At 63.4% G+C, this 15,915-nt stretch carries 13 protein-coding genes; 4 read left to right on the top strand and 9 right to left on the bottom strand.

Annotation, left to right across the window (positions count from 1 at the left end; translation table 11 throughout):
* Positions 1-40: 40 nt before the first annotated feature.
* The 4 genes from BGP85_RS24830 to BGP85_RS24815 form a co-directional block, all read right to left on the bottom strand.
* Positions 41-1,420 carry an OprD family porin gene (locus tag BGP85_RS24830; RefSeq protein WP_103445591.1) on the bottom strand — a complete coding sequence of 460 codons (1,380 nt, stop codon included), beginning with the start codon at positions 1,418-1,420 and terminating at the stop codon, positions 41-43.
* A gap of 219 nt (positions 1,421-1,639) precedes the next feature.
* A complete protein-coding gene (locus BGP85_RS24825) occupies positions 1,640-3,232 on the bottom strand; it encodes an ABC transporter substrate-binding protein (RefSeq protein ID WP_103445590.1) in 1,593 nt (530 codons plus the stop codon).
* 153 nt (positions 3,233-3,385) lie between these two features.
* The gene (locus BGP85_RS24820) at positions 3,386-5,011 is read right to left on the bottom strand and encodes an ABC transporter substrate-binding protein (protein ID WP_103445589.1); all 1,626 of its coding nucleotides are present in this window, start codon (positions 5,009-5,011) and stop codon (positions 3,386-3,388) included.
* Positions 5,012-5,309: 298 nt separating this feature from the next.
* The gene (locus BGP85_RS24815) at positions 5,310-6,026 is read right to left on the bottom strand and encodes an SIMPL domain-containing protein (RefSeq protein WP_079229624.1); all 717 of its coding nucleotides are present in this window, start codon (positions 6,024-6,026) and stop codon (positions 5,310-5,312) included.
* Between the two features lie 202 nt (positions 6,027-6,228).
* On the opposite strand from BGP85_RS24815, the gene BGP85_RS24810 reads away from it, so the two are divergent.
* The 4 genes from BGP85_RS24810 (at position 6,229) to BGP85_RS24795 (ending at position 10,612) form a co-directional block, all read left to right on the top strand.
* A complete protein-coding gene (locus BGP85_RS24810; RefSeq protein WP_027920241.1) occupies positions 6,229-7,485 on the top strand; it encodes an ATP-binding protein in 1,257 nt (418 codons plus the stop codon).
* Complete coding sequence (locus BGP85_RS24805; RefSeq protein ID WP_079229623.1) at positions 7,485-8,045, top strand: response regulator transcription factor; 561 nt, start codon at positions 7,485-7,487, stop codon at positions 8,043-8,045. Before BGP85_RS24810 ends, BGP85_RS24805 begins: the two co-directional genes overlap by 1 nt.
* A gap of 206 nt (positions 8,046-8,251) precedes the next feature.
* Positions 8,252-9,193, top strand: a complete 942-nt coding sequence (locus tag BGP85_RS24800) for an AEC family transporter (RefSeq protein WP_103445588.1) — start codon at positions 8,252-8,254, stop codon at positions 9,191-9,193.
* A 57-nt stretch (positions 9,194-9,250) separates the two neighbouring features.
* Positions 9,251-10,612, top strand: coding sequence for an amino acid permease (locus BGP85_RS24795; RefSeq protein ID WP_103445587.1), 1,362 nt, complete (start codon positions 9,251-9,253; stop codon positions 10,610-10,612).
* A 303-nt stretch (positions 10,613-10,915) separates the two neighbouring features.
* Here the strand turns inward: BGP85_RS24795 and BGP85_RS24790 are convergent, their stop codons facing one another.
* The 5 genes from BGP85_RS24790 to gatC form a co-directional block, all read right to left on the bottom strand.
* Entirely contained in the window at positions 10,916-11,959 is a 1,044-nt protein-coding gene (locus BGP85_RS24790) for a calcium/sodium antiporter (RefSeq protein ID WP_103445586.1), read from the bottom strand.
* 60 nt (positions 11,960-12,019) lie between these two features.
* Positions 12,020-12,394, bottom strand: a complete 375-nt coding sequence (locus tag BGP85_RS24785) for a septal ring lytic transglycosylase RlpA family protein (RefSeq protein ID WP_103445585.1) — start codon at positions 12,392-12,394, stop codon at positions 12,020-12,022.
* A 136-nt stretch (positions 12,395-12,530) separates the two neighbouring features.
* Entirely contained in the window at positions 12,531-13,976 is a 1,446-nt protein-coding gene (gene gatB, locus BGP85_RS24780) for an Asp-tRNA(Asn)/Glu-tRNA(Gln) amidotransferase subunit GatB (protein ID WP_027920235.1), read from the bottom strand.
* Between the two features lie 11 nt (positions 13,977-13,987).
* On the bottom strand, positions 13,988-15,439 hold the full coding sequence (gene gatA / locus BGP85_RS24775; protein WP_103445584.1) for an Asp-tRNA(Asn)/Glu-tRNA(Gln) amidotransferase subunit GatA: 1,452 nt from the start codon (positions 15,437-15,439) through the stop codon (positions 13,988-13,990).
* A gap of 15 nt (positions 15,440-15,454) precedes the next feature.
* On the bottom strand, positions 15,455-15,742 hold the full coding sequence (gene gatC / locus BGP85_RS24770) for an Asp-tRNA(Asn)/Glu-tRNA(Gln) amidotransferase subunit GatC (RefSeq protein WP_060511330.1): 288 nt from the start codon (positions 15,740-15,742) through the stop codon (positions 15,455-15,457).
* Positions 15,743-15,915 lie beyond the last annotated feature (173 nt).

The following is a 15,915-nucleotide window of genomic DNA, read 5'->3' as shown; positions in this document are numbered from 1 at the left end:
CCGCCACGGCCCGGGTTGAAGCGGGCCATGGCGCCAGCGGTCAGAGAATGTTGAATGGAATGGTGGTGACCACGCGGAACTCGTCCAGGCTGCCATCGGCCTGGGCCTTGCTGGCGCGGTGTGCGGTGTAGGTGGCGCGGATGCTGGTGTCCTTGAACGGCCCGCTCTGCACGGCGTAGCTGGTGCCGATGCCCCACTCGTAGTGGGTTTCGCCGTCCAGGCCGTTCACGTCGTAGGCGGTGCCACGGTAGTGGGTGCCGTCGATGCCCCAGCCGCGGGCGTTGTACAGGTTGAACTTCAGGCCCGGCACGCCGTAGGGCGCCATGTTCAGCACATAGGCAATCTGCAGGGATTTCTCGTTGGGGCCGTTGAAGTCCGACAGCAGCGAGTTGGCCAGGTAGATACCATTGGTTTCGTGCAGGTAGTCGAAGTACTCGTTGCCGTTGACCTGCTGCCATGACGCCGTGAGGGTGTGGGCCTGGTGGGTCAGGCCGAACGACAGGCTGTACGTGTCGTTGTCGATCTCGCCCATCTTCTTGCTGCCTTCATCCACGGTCTTGTAGTAGTTCAGGCCAGTGGTCAGGGCGAGCACGGCGTTGTCGCCGAGGACGTGGTTGGCGCCGAAGTAGTACTGGTTCCAGAAGTCATCGACCTTGGTGGCGTACAGGCTGGTGGTCAGGCTCTTGAACGGCTGGTAGTTGACCCCGGCGGTGCTGGCGCGGTCGGTTTCGACGCCGGTGGCGCTGTATTCGCTGCGGAACTTGCTCAGGCTCTGTTCCGTGCGCGGCGAAACGCGGTCGAAAGTGCCCAGGTCGATCGACAGGTTGTCGAACTCGGCACTGTGCAGGAACGCGCCCTGGAAGCTCGACGGCAGCGCACGGTTACCGATGTAGGCGATCATCGGCGTGTCCACCGACTGGCGGCCGACGGTGAGGGTGGTGTTGGAGACGCGCGCCTTGACGTTGGCCAGGCCCATTTTGCTCCACTGGCCGACCGGGTCACCGTCGCTGTGGGTGAGCGTTCGGTTGTTCGGCCCGGCGATCGCGGCGCGGCCCTGCTGGATGGCGATGGCGTTGTAGCCGGCGGCCTCGACGGCAAAGCCGACAGTGCCTTGTGTGAAGCCTGAGCTGTAGTTGAGGATGGTGCCCTGCACCCAGTTGTCGCGGCTGTGGGTGTCGTGGCGGCTGCCGTCAGCCTTGTAGTACTTCCACAGCGGTGCGCGGGTGGCGCGTTCGTGGGCGTACCAGTTTCGCGTGCTGCCGGACAGGCTCTGGCCGTCGAGGAAGCCGTTTGCATCGTCCTGTTCGCTGGTGGATTTCAGGCTGATCGGGACGTAGTCCTGGCTCTGGGTGTCGGCCTCCGTCACGGCGCAAAAGGTGCCGATGGATAAGGCCAAAGCGGTCAAGGTGAATAGTCTCAAGGTTAAAGCTCCCTTTCTGTTCTTTTAGTTATTGCCTGGCCTTGTGGGCCGGGTTGCTTGCTGCGGTGTTGCCAGGGTTGCCCGGGGGCGCCGGGCCAAGTCGGGGGAGGTGTGTTGGCCATGCCGGCCCTTTCGCGGGGCAAGCCCGCTCCTACAGGGTGATCACCAACCTGTGCAGGAGCGGGCTTGCCCCGCGAAGAGGCCTGACCTGGCTATCGCCTAATCAACACTCACACCGGAAAAGTCATTGCGCCCGAACGGGCTGACCTTGAAGTCGGCCACCTTGATGCTCAGCGGCTGGTTCACCGTGGAATGCGCCACCGGGGTGATCGGCACCTGCTGCTTCAGACGCTGCTGGGCCTGCTGGTACAGCGCCGTGCGCTGCTCGCGGTCGGTAACCTGCTTGGCCTGCTTGACCAGGCTGTCGTACTGCGGGTCGCACCACCGCGAGTAGTTATTGCTGCCAATGGCGTCGCAGTTGTAGAGGGTGCCGAGCCAGTTGTCCGGGTCGCCGTTGTCGCCGGTCCAGCCAATCAGGGCGATGTCGTGCTCGCCGCTCTTCATGCGCTTGAGGTATTCGCCCCATTCGTAGCTGACGATGCGCACCTTGAAACCGAGCTTGTTCCAGTCGGCCTGGAGCATCTCGGCCATCAGCTTGGCATTGGGGTTGTACGGGCGCTGCACGGGCATGGCCCACAGGGTGACCTCGGTGCCCGGCTTGACCCCGGCCTGCTGCAGCAGCTGCTTGGCCTTTTCCGGGTCGAAGGGGGCGTCCTTGAGGCTGCTGTCATAGGACCACTGGGTCGGCGGCATGGCATTGATCGCCAGCTGGCCGGAGTCCTGGTACACCGCCTGGATAATCGCTTTCTTGTCCACCGCCATGTCCATGGCCTGGCGTACTTCCAGGCGGTCGAACGGCGGGTGCTGGGTGTTGTAGGCGATGTAGCCGAGGTTGAAACCCGGCTGCTGCATGACTTGTAGATTGCCATCGGCCTTGAGCGCGGGCAGGTCAGCCGGGCGCGGGTTCAGGGTGACCTGGCACTCGTTGCGGCGCAGCTTCTGGATGCGCACCGACGGGTCGGTGTTGATCGAGAACACCAGGTTGTCGATCTTTACTTGCTCTGGCGCCCAGTAGTTCTTGTTCCCCTTGAAGCGGATCTGCGAGTCCTTCTGATAACGCTGGAACACGAACGGGCCGGTGCCGATCGGTTGCTGGTTGATGTCGCTGGGGCGCCCGTTGGCCAGCAACGTTTCGGCGTACTCGGCCGAGAGTATCGAGGCGAAACTCATGGCCAGGTTCTGGATGAAGGCGGCATCGACCTTGTTCAGGGTGAACACCACGGTCAGCGGGTCGGCTTTCTCGACCCGGGCGATGTTCTTGTCCAGGCCCATGCCGACGAAGTAGGGGAATTCGGTAGGGTAGGCCTTACGGAACGGGTGGTTCTTGTCGAGCATGCGGTTGAAGGTGAACAGCACGTCGTCGGCGTTGAAGTCACGGCTCGGTTTGAAGGCCTTGTTGGCGTGGAACTTCACGCCCTCGCGCAGGTGGAAGGTGTACCGCAGGCCATCGTCGGAGACCTCCCATTTGGTCGCCAGTGCCGGGTGCACGGCCGTGCCGCCGCGCTCGAACTCCACCAGCCGGTTGTAGATCGGCTCGGCGGCGTCATTGTCGGTGGCACTGGTGTACTGGGCAGTGTCGAAGCCGGCCGGGCTGCCTTCGGAGCAGAATTTAAGGTTCTTGGCCTGAAGGGCAGGGGCCTGGCTCAGCAGGCCGAGGGCGAGCAGGGTCGAAAGGCGGGTGAGGTGGCGCATGGCGGTTCCTTTTCCAGCTGTTCAAGCCGCTTCGGGGTACGAATGGCGGCAACAGTTTCCCGACCCCGTCGCGGGTAGCGTCGGAGCGGGTGTGCAGTGCTTGGTTGCGGTGGAACGGCTCCCGCCGCGGTCGGGCGGGGGCCGGGATCTACCCTATTTGTCCACGCTGACGCCGTAGAAGGCGTTCAACGCGAACGGGCTGATCTTGAAGTCCTTCACCTTGGCGCTCATCGGCTGGTACACCGTGGAGTGGGCGATCGGGGTGATCGGCACCTGCTCCTTGAGGATGTGCTGGGCCTTCTGGTAAAGCTCGGTACGCTTGGCCTGGTCGGAAGTGGCCTTGGCCTGCTTGATCAGGTCGTCGTAGGGCTTGTAGCACCACTTGGAGAAGTTGTTGCCGTCGATGGCGTCGCAGCCGTAGAGGGTGCCGAGCCAGTTGTCCGGGTCACCGTTGTCGCCGCTCCAGCCGATCAGCATGGCGCCCTGTTCGCCGCCTTTGGAACGCTTGATGTACTCGCCCCATTCATAGCTGACGATCTTCGCCTTGATGCCGATCTTGGCCCAGTCCGACTGCAGCATCTCGGCCATCAGCTTGGCGTTGGGGTTGTACGGGCGCTGCACCGGCATGGCCCACAGGGTGATCTCGGTGCCTTCCTTGATGCCGGCTTCCTTGAGCAGCTGCTTGGCCTTCTCTGGGTCGTATGGCGCGTCCTTGATGCTGGTGTCATAGGACCACTGGGTGGGCGGCATGGCGTTGACTGCCAGCTGGCCGGCGCCCTGGTAGACCGATTCGATGATCTTCTTCTTGTCCACGGCCATGTCCAGCGCTTCGCGGACTTTCAGCTGGGCCAGCGGGTTGGGCTCGTTGCTGCCCTTGATCTTGTCCATCACGTTGTAGGCGATGTAGCCGAGGTTGAAGCCGGCCTGCTGTGGCATCTGCAGGTTCTTGTCTGCCTTCAGCGGCTCGATGTCGGCCGGCCGCGGGAACAGGGTGACCTGGCACTCGTTCTTCTTCAGCTTCTGCATGCGCACCGAGGCGTCGGTGGTGATGGCGAAGATCAGGTTGTCGATCTTCACGTCTTCGGGCTTCCAGTAGTCCTTGTTGCCCTTGAAGCGGATCTGCGCGTCCTTCTGGTACTTGCTGAACACGAACGGGCCGGTGCCGATCGGCTTCTGGTTGATGTCGGCGGCCTTGCCGTCCTTGAGCAGCTGGCCGGCGTATTCGGCGGACTGGATGGAGGCAAAGCTCATGGCCAGGTTCTGGATGAATGCGGCGTCCACTTCATTGAGGGTGAACTTCACCGTGTGATCGTCGAGCTTCTCCACCTTGGCGATGTTCTTGTCCATGCCCATGTCGGTGAAGTACGGGAATTCGGTGGGGTAGGCCTTACGGAACGGGTGGTTCTTGTCGAGCATGCGTTCGAAGGTGAACAGCACGTCATCGGCGTTGAATTCACGGGTCGGCTTGAAGTAGTCGGTGGTGTGGAACTTGACCCCTTCGCGCAGGTGGAAGGTGTACGTCTTGCCGTCGTCGGCCACGTCCCACTTGGTTGCCAGGCCAGGGATGACTGCGGTACCGCCGCGCTCGAACTGGGTCAGGCGGTTGAACACGGTCTCGGCCGAGGCGTCGAAGTCGGTTCCGGTGGTGTATTGCCCCGGGTCGAAGCCGGCCGGGCTGCCTTCGGAGCAGAACACCAGATTGGACGCGGCGTGGGCTAGCGGAGCGCCGGCGAGCAAGCCTGCACCGAGCAGGAACGGAATGACTGCGTGTTTAAGCATGGTGGCCTCATTGTTGTCATTTTTGATTTGAGGTGGCCTCGTGAGCCGACCTGCGGATACTTATGCAGGGGGTATTCCCAATGCAACAGGCAGAAGGATAGTTGGCGTCAGAAAAGTAGTACGGGCGTACATGGATGTCGCATTCGTATAACTTTCAGCGAAGTTGAACGTTTGCGTGGGCGAAATGATGGCTTTTTGCGGGATGTTTCTAGGCGGGGGAAGGTGTAGGACGCACCTGTGTGGTGCGTAGGAAATGTCTGAAAATGGGTTTAGGGGCGCATTGCGCCCCCAATAGACATCAAGGCATCTGTACTTCGATCAGGCCATCAGCATTCATGCTGACTTCACTGGTACCCGCCTCGATATCCGGCGCTGGTGCCGCCTCGTCAGCCGCCATGGCCTTCATCGCCATCGGCGCGCTGCGCAGGTAAGGGCGCGGGTAACCGGAGCTGTTCAGGTTCAGGCTGACCACCTTGTAGCCCTTGCCGCCCAGTGCCTCGGTGGCCAGCTGCGCCCGGGCCTTGAACGCATTCACCGCATCCTTGAGCAATTCATCCTCGCTGGCTTTGCGCGTGGCCGGGGCAATGGAGAAGTCCATGCCGCCCATCTTCAGGTCCTGCAGCAGGTCGGCAGTGAGCTGGGACAGGGCCGGGAAGTCGGCACCTTCCAGGCGCAGCTCGGCGCGCTCGCGCCAGCCGGTGATCTTCTGGCCCTTGCTGTCATACACCGGGTAGCTGTTGCGGCTGCCCTGGCTGATCTTCACGTCCTTGACCTGGCGCGCCTGCTGCACGGCCTTGTTCATGGTTTCGGTGATCTGCTTGGCGAGCTTGCCCGGGTCGGTATTCTGCGCTTCGCTGTAGAGGGTCACGACCATCAGGTCGCGCGCCACTTCCTTGCTGACTTCGGCGCGCAGCGATACCTGGTTGTAGCGCGGTTCGTCGGCCGCCAGTGCCGGCAGGCTGGCGAGCAGGCCGCAGGAAAGGATCAGGGCCGCGCCGCGACGTGGGATGTGCATGTGTTACTCCTTGGCAATAGTTGGCGTGGGTTCTGGACATCCATTCCACGCATGGCCCATGAGACCCGGAGCAGTGTAGTGGGTTCAAAAGTGCCATCATGAACTTGTGACAAAGTGTGGCGCTTTGCCGCATCGCTGCAGTGGGGCGCCCGGCTTCGGTATACTCCAGCCGATTTTCCTGGAGCACTCATCGGGAGAGCGCATGCTCGCCGCCGCACAACCGTTGTCCGCAACACGCCAGAACCTCTGGCGCCTGACTGTCATTCGCGTTCTGGTCCTGGCCGCCCAGGCAGGCTCCGTGGGCGTCGCCTACTGGACCGACCTGCTGCCGCTGCCGTGGCTCTCGCTGGCCGCGACCCTGGCCCTGTCGTCGCTGCTCTGCGCCTTCACCGCCTTGCGCCTGCGTTTGTCGCTGCCGGTCACCGAGACCGAATATGCCTTGCAGCTGGCCTGCGACCTGCTGATTCACAGCGCCTTGCTGTACTACTCAGGGGGTTCGACCAACCCGTTCGTGTCCTATTACCTGGTGCCGCTGGCTATCGCTGCGGTGACCTTGCCGTGGCTGTATTCGCTGATCCTCTCGGGTATCGCCCTGACTGCCTACAGCCTGCTGCTGGTGCAGTTCTACCCGCTCGAGGGGCTGCCGATGGCGCGGGACAAGATGCAGGTCTACGGCATGTGGCTGAGTATCGCCCTGGCCGCCGCCGTAATTACCTTCTTCGCCGCGCGCATGGCCGAGGAGCTGCGTCGCCAGGAGCAACTGCGTTCCGAGCGCCGCGAAGAAAGCCTGCGTGATGAACAGCTGCTGGCCGTGGCCACCCAGGCTGCCGGTGCGGCCCACGAACTGGGCACACCCTTGGCGACCATGAGCGTGCTGCTCAATGAAATGCGCCAGGACCACACCGACCCATTGCTGCAGGAAGACCTGCAGATCCTTCAGGACCAGGTCAAGCTGTGCAAGGAAACCCTGCAACAGCTGGTGCGCGCCGCCGAGGCCAACCGCCGCCTGGCGGTGGTCGAACAGGACGTCACCGCCTGGCTCGACGAGGCGCTGAACCGCTGGCACCTGATGCGCCCGGAGGCCAGCTACCGCTTCCAGCGCCTGCGCGACGGCCAGGTGCCGCGCCTGACGCCGCCACCGGACCTGACCCAGGCGCTGCTGAACCTGCTGAACAATGCCGCCGATGCCTGCCCTGATGACCTGCAGGTGACCCTTGACTGGGACGCCCAGGACATCCTGATCAGCATCCGCGACCATGGCCCCGGCGTGCCGCCGGCCATTGCCGAAGCGATCGGCAAACCCTTCATTACCACCAAGGGCAAAGGCTTCGGCCTGGGCCTGTTCTTGAGCAAGGCCAGCGTGACCCGTGCGGGCGGTTCGGTGAAACTCTATAGTCATGAACAGGGTGGCACCCTGACCGAACTGCGCCTGCCCCATGGCAAGCGAGGAGATGAATGATGAGCGAAGAAAACCAGGTCGAAGGCGAAGAACTTCCGCACCTGCTGCTGGTGGACGATGACGCCACCTTTACCCGGGTCATGGCCCGGGCCATGAGCCGCCGTGGTTTCCGCGTGAGCACTGCCGGTTCCGCCGAGGAAGGCCTGATCCTGGCCCAACAGGACCTGCCGGACTACGCCACGCTGGACCTGAAGATGGAAGGCGACTCGGGCCTGGTGCTGCTGCCCAAGCTGCTGGAGCTGGACCCGGAGATGCGCGTGGTGATCCTGACCGGTTACTCGAGCATCGCCACCGCCGTTGAGGCGGTCAAGCGCGGTGCCTGCAACTACCTGTGCAAGCCGGCCGATGCCGACGACGTATTGGCCGCGCTGTTGTCGGAGCATGCCGACCTGGACTCGCTGGTGCCGGAAAACCCGATGTCGGTGGACCGCTTGCAGTGGGAGCACATCCAGCGCGTGCTGAACGAGCATGAGGGCAATATCTCTGCCACCGCGCGGGCGCTGGGCATGCACCGCCGTACCCTGCAGCGCAAATTGCAGAAACGTCCGGTTCGCCGCTGACTCCGTGTAAGCTTCTTCGCGGGGCAAGCCCGCTCCTACAGGATTTTCATCAGGCCCTGGGTCGGCGGTGAATCTGTAGGAGCGGGCTTGCCCCGCGAAAGGGCCGGCACAGGTGTATCAAGATAGTCCTCCACGATCCCCGCAATTCCTGACGCGTTGGCGTATCATTAGCCGCCTAACGGCAACCCCATCAGGACCGCTTGCGCATGCTCGCCCTTCTTATCCAGACGCTGAACATCACGGCGCCCGTCTTCGCCATGCTGTTCATGGGCGTGTTGCTCAAACGCATCCAGCTGATCGACGACAATTTCAACCGCGTCGCCTCGCAGCTGGTGTTCAACGTCTGCATGCCAGCGTTGCTGTTCCTCGGCATCTACCACGCCGACCTGGCCACGGCGGTGCAGCCCAAGGTCATCCTCTACTTCGTCGCCGCCACCCTGGTCGGCTTCGCCGTGTCCTGGGGCATGGCCATCTGGCGCAGCCCGCTGGCCGACCGCGGCATCTACACCCAGGGCGCGTTCCGCGGCAACAACGGTGTGATCGGCCTGGCCCTGGCCGCCAGTCTCTATGGCGACTACGGCATCTCCCTGGGGGCGGTGCTCGCCGGCCTGGTGATCCTCATGTACAACTCGCTATCGTCGGTGGTGCTGGCGGTGTACAGCCCGGACCTCAAGTCCGACCCCTGGAGCATCTGCAAGAGCATCTTCAGCAACCCGCTGATCATCAGCGTGCTGGTCGCCACGCCGATGGCTTACGGGCAGGTGCCGCTGCCCAACTGGCTGCTGACCTCGGGCGACTACCTGGCGCAGATGACCCTGCCGCTGGCGCTGATCTGCATCGGCGGCACCCTTTCGCTGGCGGCGCTGCGTGACAGCGGCAAGCTGGCCATCGATGCCAGCTTGGTGAAGATGGTCTGGCTGCCGCTGATCGGTACCCTGGGTGCCTGGTTGTGCGGTTTCCGTGGAGCCGAGCTGGGCATCCTGTTCCTCTATATCGGCAGCCCGACGGCAGCGGCCAGCTATGTCATGGCCCGCGCCGCCAACGGTAACCACGAACTGGCGGCCTCGATCATCGTGATTACAACGCTAATGGCGGCGATCACCACCAATATTGGTATTTTCATCTTGCAGTGGGGCGGATGGATCTAGATCCTTGACTGCAAAACAACAGCAACAACACTGCCTCACTGAGCCAAAGGACACTTCATGCAAGACCAGAGCACGCCCGAGCCGCTGAAGCGCGGGTTGAAGAATCGCCATATCCAGCTGATTGCGCTAGGCGGTGCTGTCGGCACCGGGCTGTTTCTGGGCATCGCCCAGACCATCCAGCTGGCTGGCCCCTCCGTTTTGCTGGGCTACGCCATCGCCGGCCTGATGGCCTTCTTCATCATGCGCCAATTGGGTGAGATGGTGGTCGAGGAACCGGTCGCCGGCAGCTTCAGCCACTTCGCCCACCAATACTGGAGCGAGTTCGCCGGGTTCGTCTCCGGTTGGAACTACTGGGTGGTATATGTGCTGGTCGGCATGGCCGAGCTCACGGCCGTGGGTATCTATGTGCAGTACTGGTGGCCGGAGTTCCCGACCTGGGCCACGGCGGCGATCTTCTTCGTGGCAATCAACCTGATCAACCTGACCCAGGTGAGGGTCTACGGCGAGATGGAGTTCTGGTTCGCCCTGGTCAAGGTGGTGGCTATCGTCAGCATGATCGGCTTCGGTGCCTGGCTGCTGGCCAGCGGCCACGGCGGCCCGGATGCCAGCGTGGCCAACCTGTGGCAGTACGGCGGGTTCTTCCCCAATGGCGTGACCGGGCTGGTGATGGCGCTGGCGGTGATCATGTTCTCGTTCGGTGGCCTGGAGCTGGTCGGTATCACCGCTGCCGAGGCCGACAATCCGCGCCAGAGCATCCCCAAGGCGACCAACCAGGTGGTCTACCGCATCCTGATCTTCTACATCGGCGCCCTGGCCGTGCTGCTGTCGCTGTACCCCTGGCAGAAAGTGGTGCAGGGTGGCAGCCCGTTCGTGATGATCTTCCACGAGCTGGACAGCGACCTGGTGGCGACCATCCTCAACATCGTGGTGCTGACCGCCGCGCTGTCGGTGTACAACAGCTGCGTGTACGCCAACAGCCGCATGCTGTTCGGCCTGGCCAGCCAGGGGGATGCGCCGCGCCAGCTGCTCAAGGTCAGCCGCAGCGGCGTGCCACTGACAGCGTTGGGCGTTTCGGCTTTTGCGACCGGCCTGTGCGTGCTGATCAACTACCTGATGCCCGGTGAGGCGTTCGGCCTGTTGATGGCACTGGCGGTTTCGGCGCTGGTGATCAACTGGGCCAGCATCAGCATTACCCACCTCAAGTTCCGCAAGGCCAAGCTGGCGGCCGGCATTACCCCGTTCTACCAGAGCTGGGGGCACCCGCTGACCAACTACCTGTGCCTGGCGTTCATCGTGCTGATCCTGGGGGTGATGTACCTGACCCCGCCGATCCGCATCTCGGTGATGCTGATTCCGGGGTGGATTGCGGTGCTGTGGGTGGCCTTCAAGCTGAAGAAGGCTCGCCAGGTTCGCCGTTAGATTTTTATCGCCAATGAGATCGAGCGCCGCCCGCGCGGCGCATCGCGAGCTTTGCTCGCTCCTACGTTTGTTTCGGGCCAATCATTCCTGTGGGATTTGCGCGCGAACGCCTTGGCGCATGCCTCAATATCGTGTCGTACCAACAAGGCGGTCGCGTGCGCCTGTCACAGGCGTTACTGGCCAAAAACAAACGTAGGAGCGAGCAAAGCTCGCGATGCGCCGCGCGGGCGGCGCTCGATCTCACGGGCGATGCAGAGGAAAGGCCAGCGCCTGGTGGTCCTCCCACAATCCCGTGCCAGGCCCCTAGTGCTGCCTGCGCCAGGCTCGCACAGTGGTGAACAGCAAAACCAAGCCGAGCACCGGCAATACATAGAAAAACATCAATTGCTCCAGCCGCCCGGCCAGTGGCATGCCCATGGTGAAGGCCGCTACATGCAGGCCATAGACCAGATACAGGCAGAGGAACACCAGTCCCTCGACGCGGGTGACACGGTAGCCGGAGTAGAACACGGGCAGGCTCAGGGCCGCGACACCCAGCATTACCGGCAGGTCGAACGCCAGCGCATTGGGCGAGATGCTCAGCGGCTCAGGGGTGATCAGCGCCGTCAGGCCGAGCACTGCCAGCAGGTTGAACAGGTTGCTGCCGATCACCGTACCTACCGCGATCTCTCGCTCGCCGCGAATGGCGGCGATCAGCGCGGCGGCAAGTTCAGGCAGGGACGTGCACACGGCCACCACAGTCAGGCCGATGACGCGTTCGGACAGGCCGAGATCGGTAGCCACTTCAATGGCCGCTTCCAGTAGCAGGTGGCCGGCCAGGCTCAACAGGCCAAGGCCGAACAGCACCTGCAGCAGTGTTCCGGACCAGAAGCGCCCGGCGCTGGCAGCCCCGGCATTCTGGGCGGGATAGGTGCGGGCATAGTTGCGAGACTGGTGCCACAGCATGGCCAGGTAGCCGGCCAGGGCGAGCAGCAGCAGCAGCCCTTCGGCCCGGCCCAGGTGGCCATTGGCACAGAGCGCATAGACCAGGCCGCTGGCAACGATCATCAACGGGATGTCCAGGCGCACCAGTTGGCGTGATACCCGCAGCGGGATGATCAGTGCGGCCAGGCCAAGGATGACCAGCACGTTGAAGATGTTGCTGCCGATCACGCTGCCCACGGCCACGTCGGGCGCACCTTGATAGGCGGCTTGCAGGCTCACGGTCAGCTGCGGCGCGGTGCTGCCGAAGGCCACCAGGCTCAGGCCGATGATCAGTGGTCGCACGTGCAGGCGCTGGGCCAGGCGCAGAGCGGCGCGCACCAGGAGTTCGGCTCCGGCGATCAGCAGCAGCAGGGCAACGCCCATTTGCAGCAGGCTGAAGGTGGGGAGGGTGGCCAGGTCGAAAATGATCAGACTCCTGTCAGGTCAGTCGCTCAGACCTTGTACCCGGACGCGCGCCGTTCCGCTACGGAGCATGCCGATTTTTTCTGCTGCGGCACGTGACAGGTCGATCAACCGGCCGCGGGTATGCGGGCCGCGGTCGTTGACGCGGACCACCACGCTGCGGTCGTTGGCTAGGTTGGTGACCAGCACCCGGCTGCCGAATGGCAGGCTGCGGTGGGCGGCAGTGAGACCGTGCTGGTTGAACGGTTCGCCGCTGGCAGTGCGTTTGCCGTGGTGGCGCGAGCCGTAATAGGAAGCGGTGCCGGTTTCGTTGTAACCGCGCGGGTCGATGTCGTGGCTGGCGCAGCCGGCCAGGACAGAGAAGAGGGCTAGCGTACCTAGGGATCGTTTTAGCAATTCGGATGCTCCGGTGCATTGGGGCCGCTGTGCGGCCCATCGCGGGTCAAGCCCGCTCCTACAGGAATGGCGCGATCTCTTGTAGGAGCGGGCTTGACCCGCGATCGAGGGCAAAGCCCTCGCCGCTTTTTTCAGCTCACCCTTCGAGCTTGGCCTTGAGCAATTGGTTCACCTGCCCCGGGTTGGCCTTGCCTTTGGAAGCCTTCATCGCCTGACCGACGAAGAAGCCGAACATCTTGCCGCGCTTGGCCTCGTCGGCGGCGCGGTATTGTTCGACCTGTTCGGCGTTGGCTGCGAGCATTTCGTCGAGCATCTTGTCGATCGCACCGGTGTCGGTGACCTGCTTGAGGCCACGGCTTGAGATGATACTGTCGGCATCGCCTTCACCGGCGGCCATGGCCTCGAACACGGTCTTGGCAATCTTGCCGCTGATGGTGTTGTCACGAATGCGCAGCAGCATGCCGCCCAGGTGCGCGGCGCTTACCGGCGCCTGGTCGATCTCGATGCCGAGCTTGTTCAGCAGGCTGCCCAGCTCGACCATGACCCAGTTGGCGGCCAGTTTGGCGTCGCCACCGATCTTCACCACTTCTTCGAAGTAGTCCGCCTGTTCGCGGCTGGAAGCCAGTACGTTGGCGTCGTAGGCCGACAGGCCGTACTGGCTCTGGAAGCGCTCGACCTTCTGTGGCGGCAGCTCCGGCAGGCCAGCGCGGACGGTTTCGAGGAAGCTGTCCTCGATCACCACCGGCAGCAGGTCCGGATCGGGGAAGTAACGGTAGTCGTTGGCCTCCTCCTTGCTGCGCATGGAGCGGGTCTCGTCCTTGTTCGGGTCGTACAGGCGGGTTTCCTGCACCACCTTGCCGCCGTCCTCGATCAGGTCGATCTGACGCTGGATCTCGCTGTTGATCGCGCGCTCGATGAAGCGGAACGAGTTGACGTTCTTGATCTCGCAGCGGGTGCCGAACTCGGCCTGGCCTTTCGGGCGGATCGACACGTTGCAGTCGCAGCGCAGCGAGCCTTCGGCCATGTTGCCGTCACAGATGCCCAGGTAGCGCACCAGGGCGTGGATGGCCTTGACGTAGGCCACGGCTTCCTTGGCGCTGCGCATGTCCGGCTCGGAGACGATTTCCAGCAGCGGCGTGCCGGCGCGGTTCAGGTCGATGCCGGTAGAGCCACTGAAGTCTTCGTGCAGGCTCTTGCCGGCGTCTTCTTCCAGGTGCGCGCGGGTAACACCGATACGCTTGATGGTGCCGTCTTCCAGGGCGATGTCCAGGTGGCCCTTGCCGACGATCGGCAGGTCCATCTGGCTGATCTGGTAGCCCTTGGGCAGGTCGGGGTAGAAGTAGTTCTTGCGCGCGAACACGTTGCGCTTGCCGATCTCGGCATCGATCGCCAGGCCGAACATGCAGGCCATGCGCACGGCTTCCTGGTTCAGCACCGGCAGTACGCCGGGCATGCCCAAATCAACCAGGCTGGCCTGGGTGTTCGGCTCGGAGCCGAAGGTGGTGGCGCTGCCGGAGAAGATCTTCGACTGGGTGGCCAGCTGGGTATGAATCTCCAGCCCGATCACAACTTCCCATTGCATGTGTGAATTCCTCAGAAGCCGTTAGGGGCGCGGGTGTGCCAGTCGGTGACTTGCTGGTAACGGTGCGCGACGTTGAGCAGGCGGCCTTCCTGGAAGTACGGGGCCAGCAGCTGCACGCCGACCGGCAGGCCATCGACGAAGCCGGCTGGCATCGACAGGCCCGGCAGGCCTGCCAGGTTGGCGGTGATGGTGTAGACGTCTTCCAGGTAGGCGGCGACCGGGTCGCTGCTCTTGGCGCCAAGCTTCCAGGCCGGGTTCGGCGTGGTCGGGCCGAGGATCAGGTCGACATCGTTGAAGGCGGCCATGAAGTCGTTCTTGATCAGGCGGCGGATCTGCTGCGCCTTGACGTAGTAGGCGTCATAGTAGCCGGCCGACAGGGCGTAGGTGCCAACCATGATGCGGCGCTGCACTTCGGCGCCGAAGCCTTCGCCACGGGAACGCTTGTACAGGTCGGTCAGGTCTTTCGGCTCTTCGCAGCGGTAGCCGAAGCGCACGCCGTCGAAACGCGACAGGTTGGAGGAGGCTTCGGCCGGGGCGATCACGTAGTACGCCGGGATCGCGTGCTGCATGTTCGGCAGGCTGATTTCCTTGACCACCGCACCGAGCTTTTCCAGCTCCTTGACGCTGGCCTGGACCAGCTCGGCGATGCGCGGGTCGAGGCCGGCACTGAAGTACTCCTTCGGCAGGCCAATGCGCAGGCCCTGCAGCGAGCCGTTGAGCGCGGCGCTGTAATCCGGCACTGGCTCGTCGATGCTGGTGGAATCCTTGGCGTCAAAGCCGGCCATGCCTTGCAGCAGCAGGGCGCAGTCTTCGGCGGTGCGTGCCAGTGGGCCACCCTGGTCGAGGCTGGAGGCGTAGGCGATCATGCCCCAGCGCGATACACGACCGTACGTCGGCTTGAGGCCGGTGAGGTTGGTCAGTGCCGCTGGCTGGCGGATCGAGCCACCGGTGTCGGTGCCGGTGGTGGCCGGCAGCAGGCGCGCGGCCACAGCCGCGGCCGAACCACCGGACGAGCCACCAGGCACGTGCTCGAGGTTCCACGGGTTCTTCACCGCGCCGTAGTGGCTGGATTCGTTGGCCGAACCCATGGCGAATTCGTCCATGTTGGTCTTGCCCAGGGTGACCATGCCGGCTTCGGCCAGCTTGGCGACCACGGTGGCGTCGTACGGCGCCTTGAAGTTGTCGAGCATCTTCGAGCCGCAGCTGGTGCGTACGCCGAGGGTGCAGAACAGGTCCTTGTGGGCGATCGGTGCACCGAGCAGAGCGCCGGTCTCGCCAGCGGCGCGACGGGCGTCGGCGGCACGGGCCTGGCCCAGGGCCAGCTCTTCGGTGACGCTGATGAAGCTGTTGATCTGTGGGTCGATCTGCTTGACGCGCGCCAGCAGGGCGCCGGTCAGCTCTTCGGAGGAAAACGACTTGTCGGCGAGTCCGCGGGCGATCTCGGCCAGGGTCAATTCATGCATGGCAGGCTCTATCCCTTACTCGATGACTTTGGGTACCAGGTACAGACCGCTTTCGGTCGATGGAGCGATCGCCTGGTAGGCGTCGCGCTGGTTGCTTTCGGTGACCTGGTCAGGGCGCAGGCGCTGGCTGGCCTCCAGGGGGTGGGCCAGGGGCTCGATGCCGTTGGTGTCGACCGCTTGCATCTGGTCGACCAGCCCGAGAATGCTGTTCAGGGCGTCAGTAATGCGTGGCAGTTCGCCGTCATTCAGGCCCAGGCGGGCCAGATGGGCGATCTTTTCCACGTCGCTGCGTTCAAGCGCCATGGTGATCTCCAGGGGAAACAAAGAACCGATCAGGGTCCGCGGTGAGGAACATGTCAGCATTTTGGCGGTCTAACGGCCGCGATCATCTGCTGGCGTGCTCGGAAAAACAGCCAATTTAACATATTGGCTCCTTGCCCAAAATCCCTGCCATTGTTAGAGTTTGCCGCACTTTT

The organism is Pseudomonas putida (assembly GCF_002906855.1).
Taxonomy (GTDB): Bacteria; Pseudomonadota; Gammaproteobacteria; order Pseudomonadales; family Pseudomonadaceae; genus Aquipseudomonas; species Aquipseudomonas putida_N.
The sequence above is the reverse complement of the archived record's forward strand: the minus strand, read 5'-3'. Positions and strand labels throughout refer to the sequence as shown.